The 20,619-nt window shown below is 62.7% G+C and carries 24 protein-coding genes and 1 pseudogene; all 25 read right to left on the bottom strand.

Annotated features, from left to right (window positions below):
• Window positions 1-9: 9 nt before the first annotated feature.
• The 25 genes and pseudogenes from AB1N67_RS16435 to AB1N67_RS16555 all read right to left on the bottom strand — a co-directional run bounded on the left by AB1N67_RS16435 (window position 10) and on the right by AB1N67_RS16555 (window position 20,597).
• Entirely contained in the window at window positions 10-1,059 is a 1,050-nt protein-coding gene (locus AB1N67_RS16435; protein WP_367863239.1) for a phage late control D family protein, read from the bottom strand.
• Between the two features lie 57 nt (window positions 1,060-1,116).
• Window positions 1,117-1,323 (bottom strand): tail protein X, encoded by a 207-nt coding sequence (locus AB1N67_RS16440; RefSeq protein ID WP_367863240.1) that lies wholly within the window; start codon window positions 1,321-1,323, stop codon window positions 1,117-1,119.
• Window positions 1,298-2,143 carry a phage tail protein gene (locus AB1N67_RS16445; RefSeq protein WP_367863241.1) on the bottom strand — a complete coding sequence of 282 codons (846 nt, stop codon included), beginning with the start codon at window positions 2,141-2,143 and terminating at the stop codon, window positions 1,298-1,300. The genes AB1N67_RS16440 and AB1N67_RS16445 overlap by 26 nt, the downstream gene beginning before the upstream one ends.
• A gap of 9 nt (window positions 2,144-2,152) precedes the next feature.
• Window positions 2,153-4,918, bottom strand: coding sequence for a phage tail tape measure protein (locus tag AB1N67_RS16450; RefSeq protein WP_367863242.1), 2,766 nt, complete (start codon window positions 4,916-4,918; stop codon window positions 2,153-2,155).
• A 131-nt stretch (window positions 4,919-5,049) separates the two neighbouring features.
• Window positions 5,050-5,346, bottom strand: coding sequence for a phage tail assembly protein (locus tag AB1N67_RS16455; RefSeq protein ID WP_334280246.1), 297 nt, complete (start codon window positions 5,344-5,346; stop codon window positions 5,050-5,052).
• A 27-nt stretch (window positions 5,347-5,373) separates the two neighbouring features.
• Window positions 5,374-5,883 carry a phage major tail tube protein gene (locus AB1N67_RS16460; protein WP_367863243.1) on the bottom strand — a complete coding sequence of 170 codons (510 nt, stop codon included), beginning with the start codon at window positions 5,881-5,883 and terminating at the stop codon, window positions 5,374-5,376.
• Window positions 5,884-5,895: 12 nt separating this feature from the next.
• Complete coding sequence (locus tag AB1N67_RS16465; protein ID WP_367863244.1) at window positions 5,896-7,062, bottom strand: phage tail sheath subtilisin-like domain-containing protein; 1,167 nt, start codon at window positions 7,060-7,062, stop codon at window positions 5,896-5,898.
• A gap of 84 nt (window positions 7,063-7,146) precedes the next feature.
• The gene (locus AB1N67_RS16470; protein ID WP_367863245.1) at window positions 7,147-7,545 is read right to left on the bottom strand and encodes a hypothetical protein; all 399 of its coding nucleotides are present in this window, start codon (window positions 7,543-7,545) and stop codon (window positions 7,147-7,149) included.
• A gap of 9 nt (window positions 7,546-7,554) precedes the next feature.
• Window positions 7,555-9,015, bottom strand: a complete 1,461-nt coding sequence (locus AB1N67_RS16475) for a glycine-rich domain-containing protein (RefSeq protein ID WP_367863871.1) — start codon at window positions 9,013-9,015, stop codon at window positions 7,555-7,557.
• A pseudogene (locus AB1N67_RS16480) lies at window positions 9,016-9,831 on the bottom strand (phage tail protein); the annotation flags it as partial.
• Window positions 9,824-10,432: a phage tail protein I gene (locus tag AB1N67_RS16485; protein WP_367863246.1), complete on the bottom strand. Its 609-nt coding sequence runs from the start codon at window positions 10,430-10,432 to the stop codon at window positions 9,824-9,826. The gene AB1N67_RS16485 and the pseudogene AB1N67_RS16480, both read right to left, overlap by 8 nt.
• Window position 10,433: 1 nt before the next feature.
• Window positions 10,434-11,312: a baseplate J/gp47 family protein gene (locus tag AB1N67_RS16490; RefSeq protein WP_367863247.1), complete on the bottom strand. Its 879-nt coding sequence runs from the start codon at window positions 11,310-11,312 to the stop codon at window positions 10,434-10,436.
• Entirely contained in the window at window positions 11,309-11,635 is a 327-nt protein-coding gene (locus AB1N67_RS16495; protein ID WP_367863248.1) for a GPW/gp25 family protein, read from the bottom strand. The genes AB1N67_RS16490 and AB1N67_RS16495 overlap by 4 nt, the downstream gene beginning before the upstream one ends.
• Before the next feature lie 6 nt (window positions 11,636-11,641).
• A complete protein-coding gene (locus AB1N67_RS16500) occupies window positions 11,642-11,866 on the bottom strand; it encodes a hypothetical protein (protein WP_102082811.1) in 225 nt (74 codons plus the stop codon).
• A 45-nt stretch (window positions 11,867-11,911) separates the two neighbouring features.
• Window positions 11,912-12,472, bottom strand: a complete 561-nt coding sequence (locus tag AB1N67_RS16505) for a phage baseplate assembly protein V (RefSeq protein ID WP_367863249.1) — start codon at window positions 12,470-12,472, stop codon at window positions 11,912-11,914.
• Window positions 12,469-12,999, bottom strand: a complete 531-nt coding sequence (locus tag AB1N67_RS16510; RefSeq protein ID WP_367863250.1) for a hypothetical protein — start codon at window positions 12,997-12,999, stop codon at window positions 12,469-12,471. The genes AB1N67_RS16505 and AB1N67_RS16510 overlap by 4 nt, the downstream gene beginning before the upstream one ends.
• Window positions 12,992-13,654: a hypothetical protein gene (locus AB1N67_RS16515; RefSeq protein ID WP_367863251.1), complete on the bottom strand. Its 663-nt coding sequence runs from the start codon at window positions 13,652-13,654 to the stop codon at window positions 12,992-12,994. The genes AB1N67_RS16510 and AB1N67_RS16515 overlap by 8 nt, the downstream gene beginning before the upstream one ends.
• A complete protein-coding gene (locus AB1N67_RS16520) occupies window positions 13,609-13,974 on the bottom strand; it encodes a hypothetical protein (protein WP_367863252.1) in 366 nt (121 codons plus the stop codon). The genes AB1N67_RS16515 and AB1N67_RS16520 overlap by 46 nt, the downstream gene beginning before the upstream one ends.
• A gap of 2 nt (window positions 13,975-13,976) precedes the next feature.
• Entirely contained in the window at window positions 13,977-14,240 is a 264-nt protein-coding gene (locus tag AB1N67_RS16525; RefSeq protein WP_367863253.1) for a hypothetical protein, read from the bottom strand.
• Between the two features lies 1 nt (window position 14,241).
• Window positions 14,242-15,270, bottom strand: coding sequence for a major capsid protein (locus tag AB1N67_RS16530; protein WP_367863254.1), 1,029 nt, complete (start codon window positions 15,268-15,270; stop codon window positions 14,242-14,244).
• Between the two features lie 10 nt (window positions 15,271-15,280).
• Window positions 15,281-15,631, bottom strand: coding sequence for a head decoration protein (locus AB1N67_RS16535; protein WP_256815663.1), 351 nt, complete (start codon window positions 15,629-15,631; stop codon window positions 15,281-15,283).
• A gap of 12 nt (window positions 15,632-15,643) precedes the next feature.
• A complete protein-coding gene (locus AB1N67_RS16540) occupies window positions 15,644-16,864 on the bottom strand; it encodes a S49 family peptidase (protein ID WP_367863255.1) in 1,221 nt (406 codons plus the stop codon).
• Window positions 16,865-16,866: 2 nt separating this feature from the next.
• On the bottom strand, window positions 16,867-18,474 hold the full coding sequence (locus AB1N67_RS16545) for a phage portal protein (RefSeq protein ID WP_367863256.1): 1,608 nt from the start codon (window positions 18,472-18,474) through the stop codon (window positions 16,867-16,869).
• A gap of 2 nt (window positions 18,475-18,476) precedes the next feature.
• Window positions 18,477-18,692, bottom strand: coding sequence for a hypothetical protein (locus tag AB1N67_RS16550; RefSeq protein WP_256815660.1), 216 nt, complete (start codon window positions 18,690-18,692; stop codon window positions 18,477-18,479).
• A 12-nt stretch (window positions 18,693-18,704) separates the two neighbouring features.
• Complete coding sequence (locus AB1N67_RS16555) at window positions 18,705-20,597, bottom strand: phage terminase large subunit family protein (protein WP_367863257.1); 1,893 nt, start codon at window positions 20,595-20,597, stop codon at window positions 18,705-18,707.
• Window positions 20,598-20,619 lie beyond the last annotated feature (22 nt).

The following is a 20,619-nucleotide window of genomic DNA, read 5'->3' on the forward strand; positions in this document are numbered from 1 at the left end:
CTGCCGGCGTTATCGAGGTTGGACTTCCACCACCTTGAGGGGCTTCTTCTCCTTTTTCTTCTTGCCAGCGGCCTTGGCCTTGCCCTGTTTGCCGCCATTGCACTCGACCGTGGTGGTCCACCCGGCCTGCGTGAACACCTGTTCCACGCTGTCGACCAGGTACTCACCGTCCAGGCCGGCCTTGAACCCCTGAGCGTTGATGCGGCGCTCGGCAAACAGGTCGGTACGCCCGACCATCTCCAGGCGCACCCCTGCAGTGCTGCGGTTGAACGCTGCCAGACGCGCCTTGGCGGCCTGTTCGGCGGCGCCCTTGTCGGGGTAGATGTGGCGGTCGGTGTGGACAGCCGGCAAGCCTGCAGGCGCTTCATCGTTGCTCAGCTCGATCACAGCCAGCGCACCCGACTTCTTGTCCTGATGCTTGGTCTTGACCGCCTTCTGCGAGCTGCGATCACCGAACTTGAACGAGTACCGGCTGACATCCGCCCGGGTGATCGTGATCACGGCCAGGGCCTTGCCGCTCGCGCTCTGGCCAGCCTGACGCGGCATGACCAGCAGCTTGCCGTCGGCCACCTTCGCCGTGCAGTCGTACTGCCGAGCCAGGCGCGTGATGAAGTTGAAATCGGATTCGTTGTTCTGATCGATGCGGGCGACCTTGGTCTGCACCGAACAGACCGGCGTCCAGCCGTTACGGGCGGCCACGTCACGCACGATCTGCGCCAGTGGCACGCCTTCCCAACTACCGCTGCGCGTGGTCTTGCCGCTGCCTCGCATATCGCTAGCTTTGCCGCGAATGGTGATGGTGTCGGGCGGGCCGGTCACCTCGACCTCATCGACGGTATAGCTACCCAGGCGAGCCAGGTTCTGGTCATAGCCCAGGTACACCTCGATCTTGGCACCGCGCACCGGCAACGACACCGCCTGATCGCGATCATCGATGCGCAGCTCGAACTCATCCGACTCCATGCCGGGCTTGTCGGAAGTGCGCAGCAACAGCAGGCGGTCATTGATCAGCGCCGTGATGTCCCGGCTATCAGCCACGATACGAAAGCTGGGTTTCATGCATCCTCCAGAAATGATGAGCCCCGCACACGGCGGGGCTCGGGGCACAATGCGGGGTCAATCCCACAGCATGATCGTCTCGACTGTCGTGGGCGGCAGATCCGGGAAGTGGATCAACAGCCCCGCACGGTAGGGCTGAGGCTCATCCGCCAGCCCTGGATTGGCCCGCAGCACCATCTCCACGGTGCCGGTCAAATGGCCGTAATAGCGCTGACAGAGAGTGTCGAGCAGATCCCCATCAGACGTTCTGCAGGTCGTCGCCATAGCTCACAAACTCCAGACTGAAGCCTTGTTTCCGAGGAATCCCACCGGCCAGCAAGCTGGCTTGCTCCTCATCGATGCTGGTCAGGCACCAGGTGCCGAGCACTTCGCCGTAGCCGGTGATCAGGCTCAACGGCTGAAGCTGCCGACCGATACTGCGCAGCGTCTGCAGCTGACCCAGGCCGCCCTTGAAGAGGGGGTAAATCGCCCCCTTGAGCGAGATCTTGTCGTCGCCCTGCCCTGTTGCCTGCTGCGCAGGGCTTCGCGTCAGGCGTTCCTGCGAGGCCCAGCGGAAGCTGGTTTGCCGGCGCAGTTCATCAAACGCGGCCGTATCAAGGTTGAAGTAATACGGCTTCGCCTTGGGGTCCAGCGGCTGCAGGATCAGCAGGTGCGGGAACGGCTTCACCGCCTCAGCCGCGGGAGTCAGTTCGCCGCCCAATGCCCCAGTGGGGAGGATGTTGGCCAGCGACGGGCTGACCTTGCCCGCGATCCGGTTGATGGCGGCTCCAGCCCTGGCAGCCTGTTCTTTGAGCGCACCGATGCGCTCCTGCACCTGACTGGCCGCCGAGACGGCCCGACTGTACATCGAGGCCACCTGCCCCACTCTGGCCTGCGCGGCGTTGATCGCCCGCATGGTCCGCTGCAGCTTGGCACCCACGGCCGGGCCAATGATCGGCAGATCTTCCAGCTCTGATGCCGCACCGGTCATGTCGCTGACCGCACCATTGAGGGGGCCAAGCATGCCGTCAAGGCTCGTCCGGCCCGCCTCGCCGGCTGCAACAACCGACTTGAGCGCCGACCCCATTGATTCCATGTAGCCCATACCACCTCCTTAAACGTGAGCAGGATCGAACAGCTGGGTGGAAGACTGACGAGCCGCCTGCTCCCGACTGAAGGTGTCGAACATCGCTCGCAGCGGCCCTTCCATCTCACGGACCAGTTGTGCCGGATCCTTCACATCCCCTTGCACGTTGATCGCCATACTCGGCGAGAACGCGAACGACTGATCTACCTTCGGCGGCTCCACCTTGGGCGCGGCCGCCTTGGCAATCTCCGGCACACTCGGCGCCGGGGGCGAAGCCTTGGTCATGTCGCGTACCACGTCGCCCACCGCAGGAGTTGGCCGCGCTTTACCGGGAGGCGGATCGAGGGTTAGACCAGGGGCGAAGTCCTCACCGAGACCAGCACCGGTGCCAGCGAAGCCACCCACGCCCTGGAACAGATCCCGCTGTGCGAAAGCTGGCAGCTTGGAATAAGCCTGCTCGATCTCTTCATCGGTCATCTGGTCTACCGGCTTGGTCGGTCTGGCTAGGGTGGGTGGTTCCTTGGGTTTCGCTGGGACCTTCGAAGGCTCATCGGCGAACAACTTTTTACCCAGGAAGCCACCCAAGGACTCGCCCCCCATCCCGCCGATGGCAGCACCAATCGCGCCGCCGATGACTGTGCCGATTACCGGTACTACCGAGCCAATCGCTGCGCCAGCTGCGCCACCCGCCAGGGCGCCGGCCAGGCCACCCGCAGCGCCTCCATAGCCTTCCGCCTTTTCCTCCCTGGTCGTGGCGTTCATTGCGGTGTCGATCACACCAAGGCCGGAATCGATTAGGTTGCCACCAGGGAGGCGCTTGGCCAGCCGGGTGGCACCACGAAGACCGTGCACAGCCTTACCAAGATTGCCCAAGCGGCTTGCTGCAGGAGCAATGGGAGGCGTCGCGACCGGCGTACGGGTGAGCGGCGCCCCGGCCGGACGATCACGCCGACGCCGGTTACGTCGGCGCCGAGATGACTCGACAGGTGCCGAGCCGGATGCTCCACCGCCGGCCACGCCGAACGCATTGGCGTTGACGACAAAGACCCGCTGCGGCTCATCCGTGCGGCCCGAGTCATTGCTGGCTGGACCGCCCAACACTTTGCCGAGCACACCCAGGCCAGCGTCAACCGCTTTGTTGCCGGTCTTGGGCAACTCGACCGCCCCACCACCGCCCTGACCGCGCGCCATCCGCAATCCTCGGGCAACGTTGAATACACCACGGCCGATCTTCACCGCGTTAACCACGGTCCGCAGCGCCATGAAGCCGGCCGTCACACCGGCAATGCCCAGCACCACGGCCTGCGATCCATCGGACAGCCGAGTCAGCCCTCTAAAAAGGGAGGTCAAGCCTTGGGCCACCCCATCAGTCACGGGACGAATGGCGTCACCCAGACTGCGCATGCTGTCGTTGAACGCCTGTGACATCTCGCTCCATCGCTGCTGCGATGTCTCACGCCGCTCGGCCAGGTTCTTGTCCAAGATCCCGGTCGCCTTCTGCGAGTCGTTCTTGAGCTGGGTATAGAGTTCCCGATTCTGCGAGTAAGCGGTCAGCGCGGCCTTGACCTGCATGTCGGCGAACAGGTCGCCGGTTCGCAGCGTCTTTTCCAACGCCTCCAGGGCGGCCTTGGCCTTCTCGGGGTCCGCTTCCTTGCTGATTGATGCCTGAGCTTCCTTGATCTTCTTAGCCTTCGCCGGATCGGTGGCCTCGACGTACTGCATGGCCAGAGCCATGGAGGCTTCCAGCGTTGACATACCCTTCTGCAGGCCGGTGTTCAACGAGGCCTGATAATCGATTCCTGCATCCTTGTAGGCCTTGACCACGTCACCGGAGCCGATCTTCTCGATCCAGTTTTTCAGGTTATTCGCCGCATCATCGGAACTGCCTGCAGTTTTCATCTGCACCTGCAGCATTGAGCCGAGCGAGGTGACTGCGTCCATGCCGGTACTGCCATTCTTCTCCATGCTGGCCAACAACTGCGGGAACCACTTGGCCATGTCCGAGGCCTCGAAAGAGCCCGCCTGGCCCTGGTACGCAATGGCCTCAAGCGCCTGCTGCATCACCTTCGGATCCGTGATCTTCGCGTTCTGCTGCAGCGCCATGATCATCGATGCGGTATCGACACCCGAGGAGCCTTGACCAATGGCGAACTTCGCAGCCGTCGGTGCGTAGGCCAAGGCCTTGTCCAGCTCCATGCCGGCGCCGACCAATTGGTTGACCAGGTCGGCCACATCGTTACGCGACATTCCCGTATCCGCCGAGGTGTCGATCACCGTTCGCGTCAACTGAGCCTCTTCGGCTTTGTTGACCACGTCCGCCTTGATCGCGATGTCGCGGATGATCGCTTGGTAATTGGCACTGATGGTGGTCGGCACGGCCGTCAGGCCGACACCGACAGCGGCCTGGCCAAGGCTCGTTTTGAGTCCGGCCCTGCCCTGCTGGATCTGCTGGTGGCCCTTCAACTGCAGATCTGCACCCTTTGCCTCATGGCTCAGACGCTGATACTCCCGCGAAAGCCGCCCCACCTCCACCCCCTGCTTTCGCAGGGAGTCGAGGTTACTGTCGAGCTTACGCTGCAGCTTGTCAGCGCCGGCAGCACCGGTATCGTGCGCCTTCTTCCATTCGGCCTGCAGACGCTGCGTGTCGCCAATCATGCCCTTGAGCACTTTGGCCTTGTTGCCTTTTGCTTCGAGCTTGGAGATGTGACCATCAACGGTTTTGAACGCTGCCCCCAACGAGGAGGAAACGGCCCCACCGAGCTCCAGCGCTATCGAAAGCTTACTTTTTGCCATGCGCTATCCCTCAGTTGGCTCAATCTGTGAGCCACCAGACCATGTCCTCCCAGGCCATGGTCATGATTTCCTTCGCCGAAAAGCCGAGATCCCGAGCTAGCCGCTTGGCCAGCTGTTTTTGGAGCCAGGGATCAAAGCTCGTCGTCCTGCACCAGGCGAAAATAGCCGGCCTGCAGGCGGTTGTAGTCCTTCAGGACCAGACCCTCGAGATCCTTGACGCCGACCTCGCACAGGCTGGCAAACAGGTTCAGCTCGCGCTGGTCTTCGTCGCTGCTGGCTGTGCTCTGAGCGTTGCGAACATCGCGCACGGTCGGGGCACGGAGGGTTAACGTGTCGACTTCCACCCCATTCATCTCACTCGCCTTGGTAAGTTTGACGATCACGCGATCAGCCTGCAGAGTCATCCAGGCGGGGATTTTCTTGCTCATGTGCCAGTACCTTTGTTTGAAGAGGGATTACAGGCCGAGGGCCTGGCGTTGCGAAGCGAGCTGGTCTACGCCGTCGATAACGCGCTTCATGCCGAGCGGGTCAATCTCGTAGATCACGCGCCCTTCCACCTCGAGCTTGTAATAGGTCACAGCAACGCTGTGCTTGAACTCGGCCTTGTCGCCCGACTTCCAGTCGCCCATGTCGACTTCCTTGAGCGAGCCACGCAGGGTGACGACCACCGGAGTGATCTTGCCCTTGAGGCCCTTGAAGGCGCCCCGGAACGTGCCGTTGAACGCCGTCCCATCGGCCAGGCCGAAGAACTTGAGTGACTCTCGACGCACACCCGTGGTAGTGAATGCCGCCTCCTGCTTCTCCATGCCCTGGTCCATTTCGACCGGGATGTCCATGCCACCGGCCCGATGCTCCTCCATCTTCAGGGTGAGCTTGGGCAGGGTCAGACTGGTGCACTCGCCCTGGAAGCTGACGCCATCGACAAACAGGTTCAGGTTGGCCAGGGTTTGAGGAATCATTGCCATCGGTTGCGCTCCTTAAGCGGCGGACGAGAGGACTTCGGTAAGCCACTGGTTGGTGATCTCGACGCGGAAGTTGGGGTTTTCGGCAGGCGGAACGTCGGTGAAACGAATGTTCCAGTACACCTTGCCCTGCTCGAGCTGGCTGGCGGTGTTCAACACCGGGTCTGCGTAGACCTCGAAGTTGATGATCGCGCCCTGATTCTTCAGGTCGCGCATGAAGGCCTGCAGGCCCTCGGTCACGTCCTCGACATAGGTCGCGGTGATCGAGCGGTCGACCGCCCACTTGTGCCCGTAGAGGATCGCGTCCATGACAATGTCCATGGTCCGTACACGGGTGACAAACGCCCACTTGGGATCGCTCGACAAGGTACGGTTGCCCCACAGGCGGTAGCCGTCGTCGCGGATGATCGTGGCGACATTGGCGTTGTTCAGCAGGTTGGCCCGGCAGGTGTCATCGCCGTCGAGGAACTCCACAGAGCGCGTGGTGCCGGTGATGCCGACAAACTCCTTGTTCGACGGCGAGGCCCAGAAACCGTACTCGCTGTCGGTCCAGGCGAACAGGCCGGCCACCCAGGCCGAGCTGGGCGCGTCGACTGTCGCATCGGCATCGGTATCCCAGAACTGCACACCGGGATCGACCAGGAAAGCGCGCTTGGCACCGAACTCACCCGCGTAAGCAATGGCCGCTTCGTCGGTGGTGTTCGGCCCGTCGATGATGGCGATGCCGCGCAGCTTGTCAGCCAGGGCGACGAGCGCAGTACCGACGGCCTGGGTCGCGCTGTGCTTGGGCGCAACCAGCAACCGGGGCTGCGCGTTGAAACGGCTCTTGCCGTCGAGCAGTGCCTGCAGGCCGGTGCGCTTACCGTCTGCCAGCACCCCACCGATGATGGCCGAAGTCAGCTCGGCCGCGTCCGCGACCTGGGCCACGCCGCACGCCACGATAACGGCCTTGGCACGGGTATAGATGGCCCGGCACGCCTTGGTGATCGCCGCGTTCGCTCCGAACGCCGCAACCGCCTCGCGTTCGTTGGTGATCACGACCAGTTCGTTGGCCTTGGCCGTGACGTCAGGGCCAGGGATGAAGGTATCGACCAGGCCAATGATCGAGGACGACGGCAGCGCGATCACGCGGGCGCCGACATCGACGTTCGTTACGGTAACGCCGTGGAAAAATCCGCTCATAGAGACTCCAGAAACGAGAAGGCCCCGCGAAGCGAGGCCAGGATGGGTACAGCAGAAAAGAAAACGCCCCGTCAGTGCGGGGCGTCATTGGGTGTACTGATCGATCCAATCGGGCGGCGCGGGCCGCTGTTGCGGATCGGGGAAGCTGCCCGCGACCGGCCAATCGCGCAGTGCCTGCAGGTAGGTTAGGAATTCGATGAACTGCTCATCACTGAGCGTGGTAGGCCGCCCCAGGTCCTGCTCATCGCGATGCCGATCACGCAGCCATTGCCGCGCCTCCAGCTCGCTGTCACGCCACTGCCGTTCGGCGGCCATACGCTCTTCCAGGGTGACGACTTTTTCCGAGAATTCGTCGCCCTGACACAGCCAGCCAGACTGGACCGCTTCCCCGCATGGCAGCCAGGTCAAATCGGAATGGAATCGCCCCACCGGGTCAATATCCGTCGTCTCAACAACGACGCCATCGACAATCAATGCCCACATACGTTGTCCTCAATAGGTGATGATCACGCAACCGTCTGCGCCGGGCTGGGATTGGGTACTTGTCCGCCCGCCACCGCCCATGCCGGGTTGAGATGGGGCTGTGGAGTTGTTCGTGGCGAAAATACTTTCGCCTCCACCTCCAGAACCACCCAAGGCATAAGTGCCAGGGGCGTTGCGCAAAGCAGGATTGCCACTGCCCAACGAGGCATTGAAGTCGCCGCCTGCTCCATAGCCACCACCCGCCCCGCTACCAGAGCTACCTCCTGACCCGCCTGTGGCGGAACAGAAAGAACCAAATGACGAGGCACCTCCCGCGTTGCCTGTGGCGCCCACAGTCGACACTGCTGCACCACCTGCGCCCACAGTCACCGTGATGACAGCGCCCGGCGTAACCGTGCACAGGCGCTTACTGATGCCGCCACCACCGCCACCACCAGACCCGGTATCTTGGGAGCCAAACCCGCCGCTGCCGCCGCCTCCACGTACCTCTACGTCAACCTTCGTCACCCCCGGCGGGACAGTCCACTGGTAAACACCAGCGTTCCGATACATGACACGCCCCCTGATAGGCAGATGCCGCCCCGTCGCGACTTCCTCCCAATCCGTCCAAGTTTTTCCTGACGTGAAGGTGCGAATGGCCTGTTTTGGCTCTCCCCCAGCCAGACCGGCTGTGAGGGTTTGCACCAAATGGCCAGAGGGGCCCAGCCCGTCGACCACCATGCTATGCCGCTGCGAAGCGTTCCAGCCTGGCGGCATGTTCAACAACCCGCTGGCGGCAGTCAGATAGTTTCCAGGGATCTGAAAGTTATTCATGTCCACTTCCGTGGTCACGATGGCTGAGCCAACCCCAAACGACCCAGGATTGAGCAAAGCCGCAGCCGTCAGATCCAGCGGGTCTGTTTGGCGCGGGGTGTTGTTGCTATTCCACACCGAATGCCAGGGTGACCACACCCCAGCGGCCGACATGGTGCGCTGCGCCTGAGCAATCGATACCCCCTGCGGCAGCCCCGTGGTGAGAGTCTGGACCAGATAGCGAGACGCGCCGTAGCCATCCACTACCAGACTGTAACGGGTGTTTGGCGACCAGCCTTGCGGCAGGTTCGTCATTCCACCCTGGGGCGTGATGAAGTTGCCCGGCGTCGTGTACTTGTTCAGGTCCGTTTCGGTCGGTTCAAGCGCCTGTCCGATGCCATACAGCGCTAGTACGCCTTTGACATGCGCAGTCGTGGCGATCGACGTATCGTTATCTCCAACGGGCGGCGTCGGCGCCTTGGCATCGCCAGTAAAGATCGGACTATCGAGCGGCGCCTTGAGTCCCAAAGCCTGATCGATCTGCGTCTTGGTGTAGACATCGGTTAGACCGTAGCCAGCCACAGTGGTGGGGTTGGTCGCAGCGATAACACGACCGTATTTGTCTACGGTCACACTCCGGTAGGTGTTTTCGGCAACGCCCGTGCGCCCGATGGCCATTTCAAAGGTCAGGGCCGTTACTCCGAGGGTGATAGGCGCATCAGTGACCAATTGCCAAACACTGTCACCGTTGGCCGTACCGCGCTCCACCGGAACCAGCAATCCCGGCGTCATCTCACCGCTGATATCGGCGTCAGCACAGCGCGTCCAGGGGCCACCTGCCACCACCTGATACAGGCCATTGTCCTTGGCGGCAGCCTGATCTTTGACCAGCACCCGAGCCCCTGCCGTCAGCGCAACACCGTCGACTGTCTGCAGGCCGCTCAAGACAATAGCCGCCGTGGTGGCCACCACTACGGAATGCTTGAAGTCCTGCTTGAGCAGCTCGTTGGTCACCCATTCGCGAGTGGCTAGGACCACGCTCGGGTCAATCTTGAGCTCCACGTTGCTGGAGCTGCTGACAATCAGATTCATGCGCACCACCTGGGTGCGCCCCGAGCCCTGATTGAGCAGGGGCTTGTAGGTCGGCGCGCAGTTGGCCACGGCCACCATGTCGCCGTCGGCGTCGAACAGGGCGAGCTCGCGAATCCAGCGACCGCCGACATCGGCCGGGATGACCTGCTCAGCCACGATAATGGCGCTGTTCGCCTCATCGACTTTCAGCTGATTGAGCGGCGCCCGCCGCCACTCGTTAAGCAGGGCCGTAGCGCTCGCGCTCGGCATCGGCAGCGGCGGGCTTTCGAGCCCCGCTGGGTTGCCGTCACCCACGGCCATGTGGGTGATTTTCCACGGAATGCCCAAGGCATCCGCGTTGGCCTGTTTCGCTGCCCCGATGTTGGTCAGGATCGCGTAAAACTGGGAGTTCTGGTCAACCATGGTAAACGTCCAGATAGTCAATGATGTGTTCACGGCCACCACGGCCAATCTCGCCGGAAATCTCCAGCTCAGCGGCCTGTGGCGGGTACACGTCGATTTCGTCGCCGTCGTAGACCGACGGCGCTAGGTACGCCCGGCCGATGGTTTCCAGGCTGATGGCGAGCCCGGTCATATGCCGGCTCACCGGCCTGGCGTCATCAATCAGCCACGACAGTTCCTGATAGGTTTCCTCGCTGATTCCCGAGTCCGAGACGCCCACTTTGAGCGCGAAGGTGCCAGGCACACCGGGCGGGTCGGTCTGCCACCACTCCGTAACCTCGATCAGGTAACCAAACGGCTCGACCACACGCCGCAAGGCGCCTATGGTGCCCTTGTGGGCGTGCACGAAGAACGCCGAGCGAATGACCTGGCGCTTGGTAGCCTCGGGCCATGCGTCGTCCCAGCGGTCGACCGACCAGGCCCAGGCGAGCTGGTACAGCAGGTGCGGTGGACAGGTGTCCGGGTTATAGAGCGTGCGCAAGGTCGACCGCAGATCCTCGGCGGCGGCAGCGTCGAGGGCGCGCTCCAGGGGCGTACTGTTGAGCGGCAGAAGGCCTGTCATGTTAGCCACCCCGCGTCACAGTAAAGCCCTCGCACCAGGCCGCCTGGGCCTTAGTCGGGCGAATGTCCGACCAGCCGACCAGCTCCACGCGACTGACACCATTGATGTGCAACTGAGCGTCGACGCCCGAGCGGGACACCTCCAATCCGAGACGACGACGCGGGTTGACCCAGGCCACCAGGCGACGCTCGCACTCGGCCAGTAACGCCTCGTTCTCTGGCCCGGTACCGGCCATGTACACCACCGCGTCGATGCGGTACGGAAGGATCTCCGCCGACTGCACCGTGACGCGATCCGCCACAGGGCGCACGTCGTCATCATTGAGGTACTGCCGCACTGTCTCCAGCAGCTCGGGCGGCGCCGCGCCGTTACCGTCCAAGCCCAACACCGTCACCACCACCTCGGCCGGGGCCGGGCTTTCCGCCGTGGCGTCCGCGACCAGGCCCGAGGCGTTGCGGGCGTGCAGGATGTAGCTGTTACGGGGGCCGGCCGTGGTCAGCCCCTCGTAGACCAACTGCACCCGCTCGCGCAGGGCGTCGTCAGCCTCCAGCACCGCCGGCACTGGCGGCACCGCCTGCAGATCTTCGGCCTGGATGACCAGGCGCTGCAGCGACACGTTGGCAGCCAGCTGATCGAGGTCGCTGCCCGAGGCATAGGCCAGCAGCAGCGCCTTGGCCGCGTCGTTGATCCGGGCGCGGTTCAGCACCTTGCGGTAGGCGCCGACCTCGAGCAGCTTGGTCACCGGGTCGCTCTCCAACACCGCATCCCAGTTGTCACCCATGAAGTCGCGGAACGTTTCAAGATCGGCCTGGTACACCGACTCGTAGTCCAAGTCCTCCAGCACCTGCGGCGCTGGCAGTTGGGATAGATCCGTTGTCACGCGCTCACCTCCAGCACCGTGCTGTCACCGAGGTAATGGCCGGTGACCTTCAGGCTGATTTGCCCATCGACCACCGCCACCACCAGGACGCGCTCCAGTTTCAAGCGAGGCTCCCAGCGCCCTAAGGCACGGGCCACCTCGGCCTGCACCGCGCTTTTCCACCCCTCATTGACGGGCAGGTCGACGTAGCGGCGCAGGTTGCTGCCGTACTCCGGCCGCATGCGGCGACTGCCCAAGGGCGTGGTCAGGATGTCCTCGATGGACTGCCGCAGATGTTCCTGGCCGGCCAGCGGCTGCCCCGTGCGGCGATCCATTCCGATCATGGGGAGTTACTCCTGCAGCTGCTCGAAGTCGCTGCGCTTACGGAAGAAGGCAACGGCGACCGTATCATCAGCCTCGACCGTCACCAGCCGACGCTCCACGCTCACTTGCCGGCGATCCGGCAGGATCAACGTGCGCGAGGTGTACTGCTTGTCATAGAACGTGATCGGTTTTGCCGGTACCGACTCGACCGCCTGCCCCGCCTCGGGGGCGCCTTGTTCTGGCTTGGCCATGCTGTGTGCTCCAGGCATAAAAAAGCCCGCGATGGCGGGCTTGGTTCAGTGTTTATGGTTGGCCGTGTTGCCGGCCGTATCGATGATCCGGCCACCGCCATTGATGTCGCCGGTCACCTGCAGCGGACCAACGATACGGACGTTGCCAGTAAGCGTAATGTTGGTTGACTGAGCGGCGATGGCATCATCAGTAGCAACCACCTTGGTGCCACCTACCTCAACGGTCACGGTGCCGGAGGGCACCTTGATGGTGTAACTGCTGGCCTGCCAGTCATAGACCAAAGAGCCGCCATCAGGGAAGCGCCAGACTTCCACATGGTCCCGGTTGTCTGGCTGGTTACCAGCGTTACCGTACAGACCAGGAATGAACGTGCCCTGTGCCGGGTTGCCACTAGGGCTGATCAGGACGCCTTGCTCCCCCAGGCTCGGGGCGCGCCAGTGCCGGGTCTTGCCCGCCGCCTGGCTATGCCAACGACACCAGGCGCTGGTCCAATCACCTCCATCTGATACACGGACCTTCGCGGCGGCAAGATCCACCGCAACGACGTAACAGGGAATGACCAGGCCGGCGATCATGCGGTCATGTTGTGTTCCGGCATAACTCATCCCATGGCCTCCGGTGGTTGATAAGCGTCCTCGCTGCCTGGCCCGGTGTTCGGACTGAACCCGATCACCAAACTACCGGGCGGCTGGTTCGGCCAAGGCCATTCCTCCTTTCCGAGGTAAATGACCTGGCTCCACTCGACCACCCAGACCACGCAAGAATCCAGTTGAGGGTGGGTCCAATCACGCTCGGCACGGATGAACTCTGCGAATTCGACTGGCAAGCCCCAGTGCTGCATGCGTAATAGGACGGTCAGCTGGGCCGCACAGTGAGCGGCAACCGCCAAACACTCCGCCTGCTCCCGACCAATGATGATCCGCGTCTCGAAGCGAGTCTCGACAGCGACCTCACCCGTGCCGGGGTCCTTGTCTGCCGCCTCGAAGCCAGTGAGCTCAATTACTGCTCCGGGTACACGAATATGCTCGATCTTCTCCGGCATCGTGCCGACATAGGCCAAGCTCGGAATCGCTTCCTTTATATGTGCCTCGATTGCGGCATATACCTGACCGAGCGGAATCGAATCATCCATTGCCCGTCCTCCGCAGGTATTTCTGTAGTTCAAAGTTCAACTCACGCTCCATCTCAAGCAACAGTCGATCATGGGCTTGGTTGGTCCAGGCCTCGAAGTGAGGCCGGGCGTCATCGAGCGATATCTTGGCCTTTGCCAATGGAAAGCGGCTGTCGTTCTCCGAAATCCAGCCAGAACTGAGTCCTCCCCCACCAGAAGCCTGGGTATCGGGATAGTCGTTCGCATCGAAATGCTTGCTGGCCGTGCGGATCCAGATATCCGGGCTGCCGCCATAGACCCGCTTATAAAACGCGCCCTGGTATCGGCGCCCTGCGACAGATACGCCCGAGCGAGATTGACGCGGGCGGCCGGCCCGGCTGGCTTCGATAGGGTTGATGCCGAACCAGAGACGCCCCTGACCATTGCTGGACATAGGATAGGCCTTCAAGCGCTTCCGCACTGCCGAAATGGCAATGCGTTCTGCAAGACCAACCTCACGGGCAACCCGCGTAGCCAGCCAGCGCAATGTCCTGTTGATAGCCCGCTTCTGAGCCGCCTGGACCGCCTTGGGCACCAACTGGACGAACGATTGAAAACCTACAACGTCTTGCGGATCCGCTCGTAACGAGATCAGCCCACTAGAGGCCGACTGTTTGTGGTAACTCCCGACGGACATTCACGCACCTCCCGCAGGGTAAAGTTGATCCAGCCAGTGCCATCAGGCTTTCGGCCAGCAATGACGTACTGGCCACCGCCGTCCTCCGGCGTCAGGCCAATTACCAGCTTTGCGCCTTCCTTGATGCCGTTCGCATGGGCAATTCGAACCGAGAAGATCGGCTCACGTAAGTCGGTCTGAACACCACCGAAGCGTGGGGCCAACCAAGGTGCCGAGAAGAAACCCGGCACCGGATGGTCAATGCCCTCGATCTGGGCCTCGTCGCCCAGGACTTCCAGCAGCGCTCCATCCATGAAGGCCGACTGCTCACGGAAGGCCACGGTCAGTCACCGCTGTCGTCGTCATCATCGTCATCATCGCCTTCGTCCGGGGTCGGCGTAGGCACACCGCCCGGGCCTGGCGTTGGCTGTGGGCGATTACGGGCACCGGCGCTCGGAAGCTTGCCGCGTGCCACGATCTTGCCTTCCGCCTCCAGCGCCTCCTGAACAGCCTTGCTCGGCGGAACGTACACATCCCCCGATTTGAAAACCTTGCCGCCGTCCTGGATGCAACCGTCCACAACCACCCATTCAATTTTCGCTGCCATGTCACACCACCTTGGCGAAGAGGAAGGCGTTGGGTTCCAGCAGGCCAGCCAGAGGGGCGGCCTGAAGCTTCAGCCAGCGCTGGCTTGGCTCTTTGGTCACCCAGCTTTTGGGGAAACGAGCCGCTTCGACCAGACCACTCTCGATGGCCTCCATGTCTTGAATCGCCGCATACAGCATGGCATTGGCCGCCCCGGTCGAGCCCAGGATCAAGCCACCGGCTGGTACCAAGGGCTGCTCGTCGCCCTCGTCGTTCAGGTACCACTCGTCATAGGCGTAGAGATCAATGCCAGGATCGTTGAGGTAACCCAGGTAGGTCACCCCGTCCGGCAGCAGTTCCGGCTTGATCAAGCCGAGGTCAACGCGACGGTTGTTCAGTTGCTTGAGCACTGCATCGTTGTTGTGGAAGGAGTCCTGAGCCTCAGCACTCAACACCGCGACGTTGGCCGAACGGCCCGAGTCCTTGGCGATCAGGCGACGCCACTGGCGCAGGTTAGCAATCGGGTCGGAGTCAGCGGTGTTCCAGCGCCCAGTCGCCAAGGTCACCTTGTGCGTGTCTTCCATGAGGAAGTCGATGGTGTCGTCCACACCCTCACCAATAACGCGGACGCGACCAGTGGTCAGCGCCTGGGCGCACATCCACTCTTCCCGGCGGGTGATCTCGTTGTCGAGTTCGACCAGGTCCCGGCCGAGCCGCTCGCCCGCTCGCTCCAGAGGGGTACGCGTCGAGAACGGGCTCTCGCCAGCACCCCGTTTCAGGATCAGCTCGGCACGGGTGACGCGCTTCGGCTGGATATAAGGCGGCTTGTAAGTCGACGAACTGATGCCGCCACGCTGCGAGACGCTGCCGGGCAGGGTCGGGTGAACGAACGGCGCCATTTTGCGCTGCCCCTTCACGATGTCGATGGTCACCGACTCAGTCCCGAAGGTCTCAGGATTGGCAGCGTTGAAGAAGGTATCCATCAGGAAGCGACGCGGCGTCGGCATCTGCTCGATAGCTTCCATCATGGTCAGGGTGTCAAAGATATCCATAGGGGCTCCGTTAACGAATGAAGATGCAGAGGGGGCGCAGCGCGGCCTTCGCGGCGGCGAGAGTCAGCCCATCGCCAAGGGTGAGTTGATCACCGAGCACCTGGCCGGTGAGGCGAACTGGCACGCTCTTGGCGCCCTCGGTGGTGTCGACGTCCTGGTCGAGGATTGCGCAGGGGGCCTGCGAGCCGTCCTCAGCGGCGGCCTTGCACAGCTGGTATTCCTTGCTGGCCGCGACCTGACCCAGGACAGCGCCACGGGACAGCTTCTGGCCCGCAGCGATGACGCCGGACTCCATCACGATGGGGAAGTCGCCCGCCGACAGTTGGCGAGGAAGGTAGGAATTACGTTCGGGGTTTGCCATGGAGGCCTCCTTTTAGCGGCGCGAGGCGCCTGCAACGATTGCGCTGACGACGGCCTTACGCTCACCTTCTTTGCCGCCTGCGGGTGGGGTGGTACCGGTCACGCCTTGGGCATCACTCTTGATGCCAGCGAGGGAGATACCGCGATCTTGCGAAGCCTTGAGCAGTGACAAGGCAGTTGCCTCAACCGAGCTGCCATCGTCGATGGCAGCGGCGATTTCCTTCTCGAAACCCTGGGCGGCCAGCGCATTGATGCCCTTGATACGCTCACGTTCGGCCGCGGCCGCCTCGGTGCGGATCGCAGCAGTGTCGACCTGTTCGGCCTGGGCGATCTCGATGGTGTTGGGGTCGGTGCCAGCAGCAAGGGCGGTACGCAGTTCAGCCGTGGTCTTGACGGTGGTCATGGTGTGGATCCTTGGGGAGTTGATGGCCGGTTTGGCCAGTTCAGTGATGAGGGATTCGAGCGAGCCCATGCGATGGGCCAGGCCGTGCTGGACGGCATCCGCACCCACGCGCAGCCCGCCGTGGTCACCCATCTCGGGGACTTTGCTGGCATCGACGCCGAGGTTGCGGGCAACCTTGGTTTCAAAAACAACCGCCATGGCGTCGATGGTTTCACCGACTTTGGCGCGCCCCTCCTCGGTACCGAGGTCCGGGCGCTTGTTGGGAGCGTTGCGACTGACAATCTGATAACGGGTACGACCGCTGGCCTTCTCGTTCTCGACCACGGCCTCGACAACGACACCGATGCTGCCAGCCAGACTGGCTTCGTCGATGACGATCTCGCCCGCCGCAGACGCGATCCAGTAGGCCGCACTGGCACCGATACCGCCGATGTAGGCGACGATCTTTTTGCGCGACCGACCTTCGTAAATCATCTCGGCCAGTTCGTTGATGCCCGACGCCACGCCACCAGGGCTGTCGATGTTGAGCACGATGGACTTGACCTTGGGATCGTCCAGGGCACGTTGTATATCGGTGGCCAAGACTTGGGTGCTGGTGGCACCGCTGATCTCGGTAAACAAGTTGGCGTATCGGAAAATGGGGCCGGTGACCGGAATCACCGCCACATTGCCGCGCATGGTGACGCGCCGGGTATCCTCCAGCCGCTCGCCGCGCTTGGTCGCCAGCGCCACCGGATCGCCCATGCGGTCGGAGATGGTCAGCAGGTTATCCAGGGCGTCGGGCAGCATCAGCCAGGGCTGCGATGCAGCCAGCTCAAGTGCGCGAGGCATGGTTATTCCTCTTTGGGGTTGGGTTCAGGTGGGTTTTCGAGGCCACCTTTGGGCAGCGGCTGCATGTTGTGCTGCCGTCGGAACTCGACTTCGCGGGTGCGCTGACGAATCACCTGTTGCCAGGGCTCACCGGTCATGGCGGCCGTCTCCAGGGTTTCGTTGCTGACGCCAATCTCGATGCGCTTACCAGCCGCGTTGGCCTCCTTCAGCTCATCAATCGCGCCACGGGCAGGGCCAATCCAGATGGCCTGGCAGTAGGCCTTTCGCTTGGAGGGGTCGCTGTATCCAGGCAGGTTGATCAACCCGCGGGCCACCGCCTCATCGATCACCAGTTCCCGGCTGGGCTGGCAGAAGTCGCACGCCAGCCACCAACGACGGAGGCTGTAGACGCGCCAGGCCTGGAGCATGGCCGCACGAGCGGCGCTGTAACTGCTGCTGTAGTGCAACAACAGCTCATCCAGCGGCAGCTCCAGCGCCGCGCCGATCTCCTTCACGACGGCGGTGAAGAACGGATCGAACTGGGCATTGGGCCGACCGGGGTTGGCCACCATCGGCTCCTCACCAGGTGCGAGGTCTACAATCGCCCCCTCGCCCAGTGATATCCCGCCGTCCGAGGTATCGTCACCATCGGGTGTCTCATTGACCAGCGCCGACATGGGCAGGCTGCCCTGGTTGAAGTCGCTGCCCTTCTTGATGAACACCGTGAACATGGCCGAAATCACGGCCGCCATCAGTTCGGCGCTGCTGTAGCGCTCCAGCTTCTGCAATGGTTCGAGTACCGGTGAGAGGTACGGTGCACCGCGCTTCTGGCCTGGTCGCTCCTTGTCGGCCATGACGTGCAATACACGCCGTCGCCCGGTCACAGCCCCGAAAACGGGCAGCCGCTCCCAGTTCAGTGCCTTGCCTTGCAGATGCTCGCCGGGATATCCCGCGCAGACGTGATAGGCCACTGGCGCACCCAGGCCGTCGAACTCGACGCCTTCGATCAGGTCGGCACGATCCAGACCGCCGCTTGGATTACCGACACGGTCGGACTCGATCAGCTGCAGCCGGGTGCTGAAGATGCAGCCAGGACGCTCCTGATCCGGGCTGGCCACGAACACGTCCCCCGCCACCAACGACGAGACCAGCACCAACGCTTGCAGCTGGTAATGGTTGAGCGTTGCTTCGGCATCACATTCATTGGGGTCGTCGGCATACAGCGACCACAGCCGATCCAATTGCGCATTGAGCTGCTCGGCCTGTTCCTCGGAAAGGCCCAGCGCCTCATGGTCGACCTGAGCCCGACAAACCAGGCCCGTGCCCACAACGTTGGTCCGCATCCGCAAGATCGCCGCTCGAGCGATCAGGTGGTTACGCATAGCATCACGGGAGCGCGCCACCAGCATGCGACGCTCACCCTGGTTTAAGTCGCGCCGAGGGCTACCCAGGCCTGGGATCCAGCTGGCCATGCTGCGCAGAACCCGCGACGCACCGCGCCAACGGGTCTCAACCCCACCGCCACCGCCTTGGGCGACAATCGGTCGATCATCCGCAGCAGCCCTGGCAACGCGGATTGCTTCAGCCATCAGCTGCTCGGCAGCCGACTCTCGTTTACCGAAGGGCCACATGCTCAAATCCCCGCATAGGAAATGCGGTTGCGACCACGCCCTTTCAGCGCAGCCTGTTCGGCGGCGACATCGGCGACGTACTGCCGCTCCAGCAGGCGAAGGCTGTTCAGCTCGGCCAGCTGCAGCTCACGATCTGTCCGGCGCAGGCGTTGGCCATTCTTCAGGACGGCCGAAATCGCCGCCCGGACCTCCGCGAGGCGTTGTTGTGCTTCTGTCATGGTGAACCTCAGTTAGCCGACGCGGCTCCGAGTACCGCGGCCGCGAGAAACGACGCGGCGAGGTATCGGCGCCACCGCCTGCTCAGTAGTGAAAAGGGTGGGCTGGAGCAGTTGCTGCTCGAGCTGGTCCCATTCGTGATCGCGCAGCAGGTGCGTCTTGAGGCTACGAGCGGCGTGCAAGGCGTACACCTCACAGTCCAGCGCCTCATTGCGACGGCCCGCCTTCTTCTGCCAGACCATCTTGCTGGGGGTGCGCGGGTGCGGCGCCAGCACTTCGTTGGTCACCTGCTCGTAGTAGTCAGCCCGGATCTCGCTGTACCAGTGCATGCGACCCGGCCCCGAACCCTTGAGCTTCATTCGGCCATCGATCAGCGTCTTGGCCTTGTGGGTACCAACGATGAATACCCGCAGGCCATACTTCGCAGCCTTAGTATTGTCCTGCGTGGTGTCGGCCGACTGGGCTGGCTTGGTGAAGATCTCCCGGTCCCGGCTGTCAATGGACGCGCCCTTGATCGCCATGATGTTGAAGCGTTGGCGATCACGCACGTAGGTGTACACCGCATCGCTGGTGTTGCCGTCCGAGCTGTCGATGCTGACCGCCGACACCCCGACCATGGCACCGCTCTCGGTCGGGATCGGTGTGGAGATGATCCTGTCGAGCTCGGTCCACACAGGGTCATGCGGATCAATGGGGTTACCGGGCAACTCGCCCCAGTACAGGCGCCATGACTCCTCGCCCCGCCCCCAACCGACCATGATCAGCGCGAGGCGGTCACCTTGGACGTCAACGCCGACCGTCACCAGCAGCACGCCCTTGGGAGCAGTGAGCTCGGCATACGGCTCGGCACGTTTTTCAAGTTCGTCCGTCTTGGGTGCGTCGCTCTTGTACTCATAGCTCTCGCCCATCGAGCTGTTGGTGAAGGCGATCATCGGGCCGATGTTGCCCTGCCGCGCAGCGTGCTCAGCCTGCAGCTTCTTTTCCATCAACACTTCAAAGCGAGAGCCATGGAACGTGGCGTACAACTCGTTGAGGATGTAACCAGCAATCCCACGGAACTCCGCTGTAGCCTCCCAACGACAGCGGGGGTCGGCCAGGTTGGCGTTCTTCTGGTGGTCGTCCCACATCTCGCCGCAGTGTGGGCAGGCGTAAAACGCTGTTTCCGGGCGCCGCTTGCCGTACACCTCATGGAAGTAGGCGGGATCCTCGTCGCAGTGCAGATGGTCGAAGCTCAGCGGATGTAATTGCCCACAGCCGTGGCAGGGAACCAGGCCCACACGCTTATCCGACAGCTCCAGCTCGGCATCAATGGCCGACAGCCCTTTGATGGTGGGTGTACCGCCGATGATGATCTTGGACCGGCGAAACGTCTTCAGACGCTCCTTGGCCAGCTTGATACTGTCCCCCTGCCCCCGCAGGTTCAGGTTGCAGTCGTCTGGCTCTTCGATGGCGACGCGTGGTACCGGCGTCGACTTCACGCTGGCCGGGCTGTTCGAGCCGACCATCTTGAGGAATCCGCCAGGAAAGCGCTTGAAGTCCTGACGCTGCTGCTTCTTGCGACTACGCAGGTCGATTTTCTTACGCAGGCGCTTGGTCGCAGTAATCATCGGCTCCAGCTTTTCGGCCACATACTGCTTGGCCGCTTCAGCCTTGGGGAACAGGATCAGGATGGGCGAAGGATCAAGGTCGATCCACTTGCCAAGCGCGTTGCCCATCACGCCCGACGTCCACGCCACCTGGGCAGACTTGCGACCGACGATCTCGAAAACGTTCGGATCATCCAACGCTTCCAACGGGCCACCTGGCCATATCAGGTGTGGCGTCACATCGAACCGGTACTTGCCCGGCTTACCCGCCTCCTCCGTCGATAAGTAACGATACCGGTCGGCCCATTCGATGATGGTCATGCGCGGTGCAGGCGCCCACTTT

The organism is Pseudomonas guariconensis (assembly GCF_040822035.1).
Taxonomy (GTDB): domain Bacteria; phylum Pseudomonadota; class Gammaproteobacteria; order Pseudomonadales; family Pseudomonadaceae; genus Aquipseudomonas; species Aquipseudomonas guariconensis.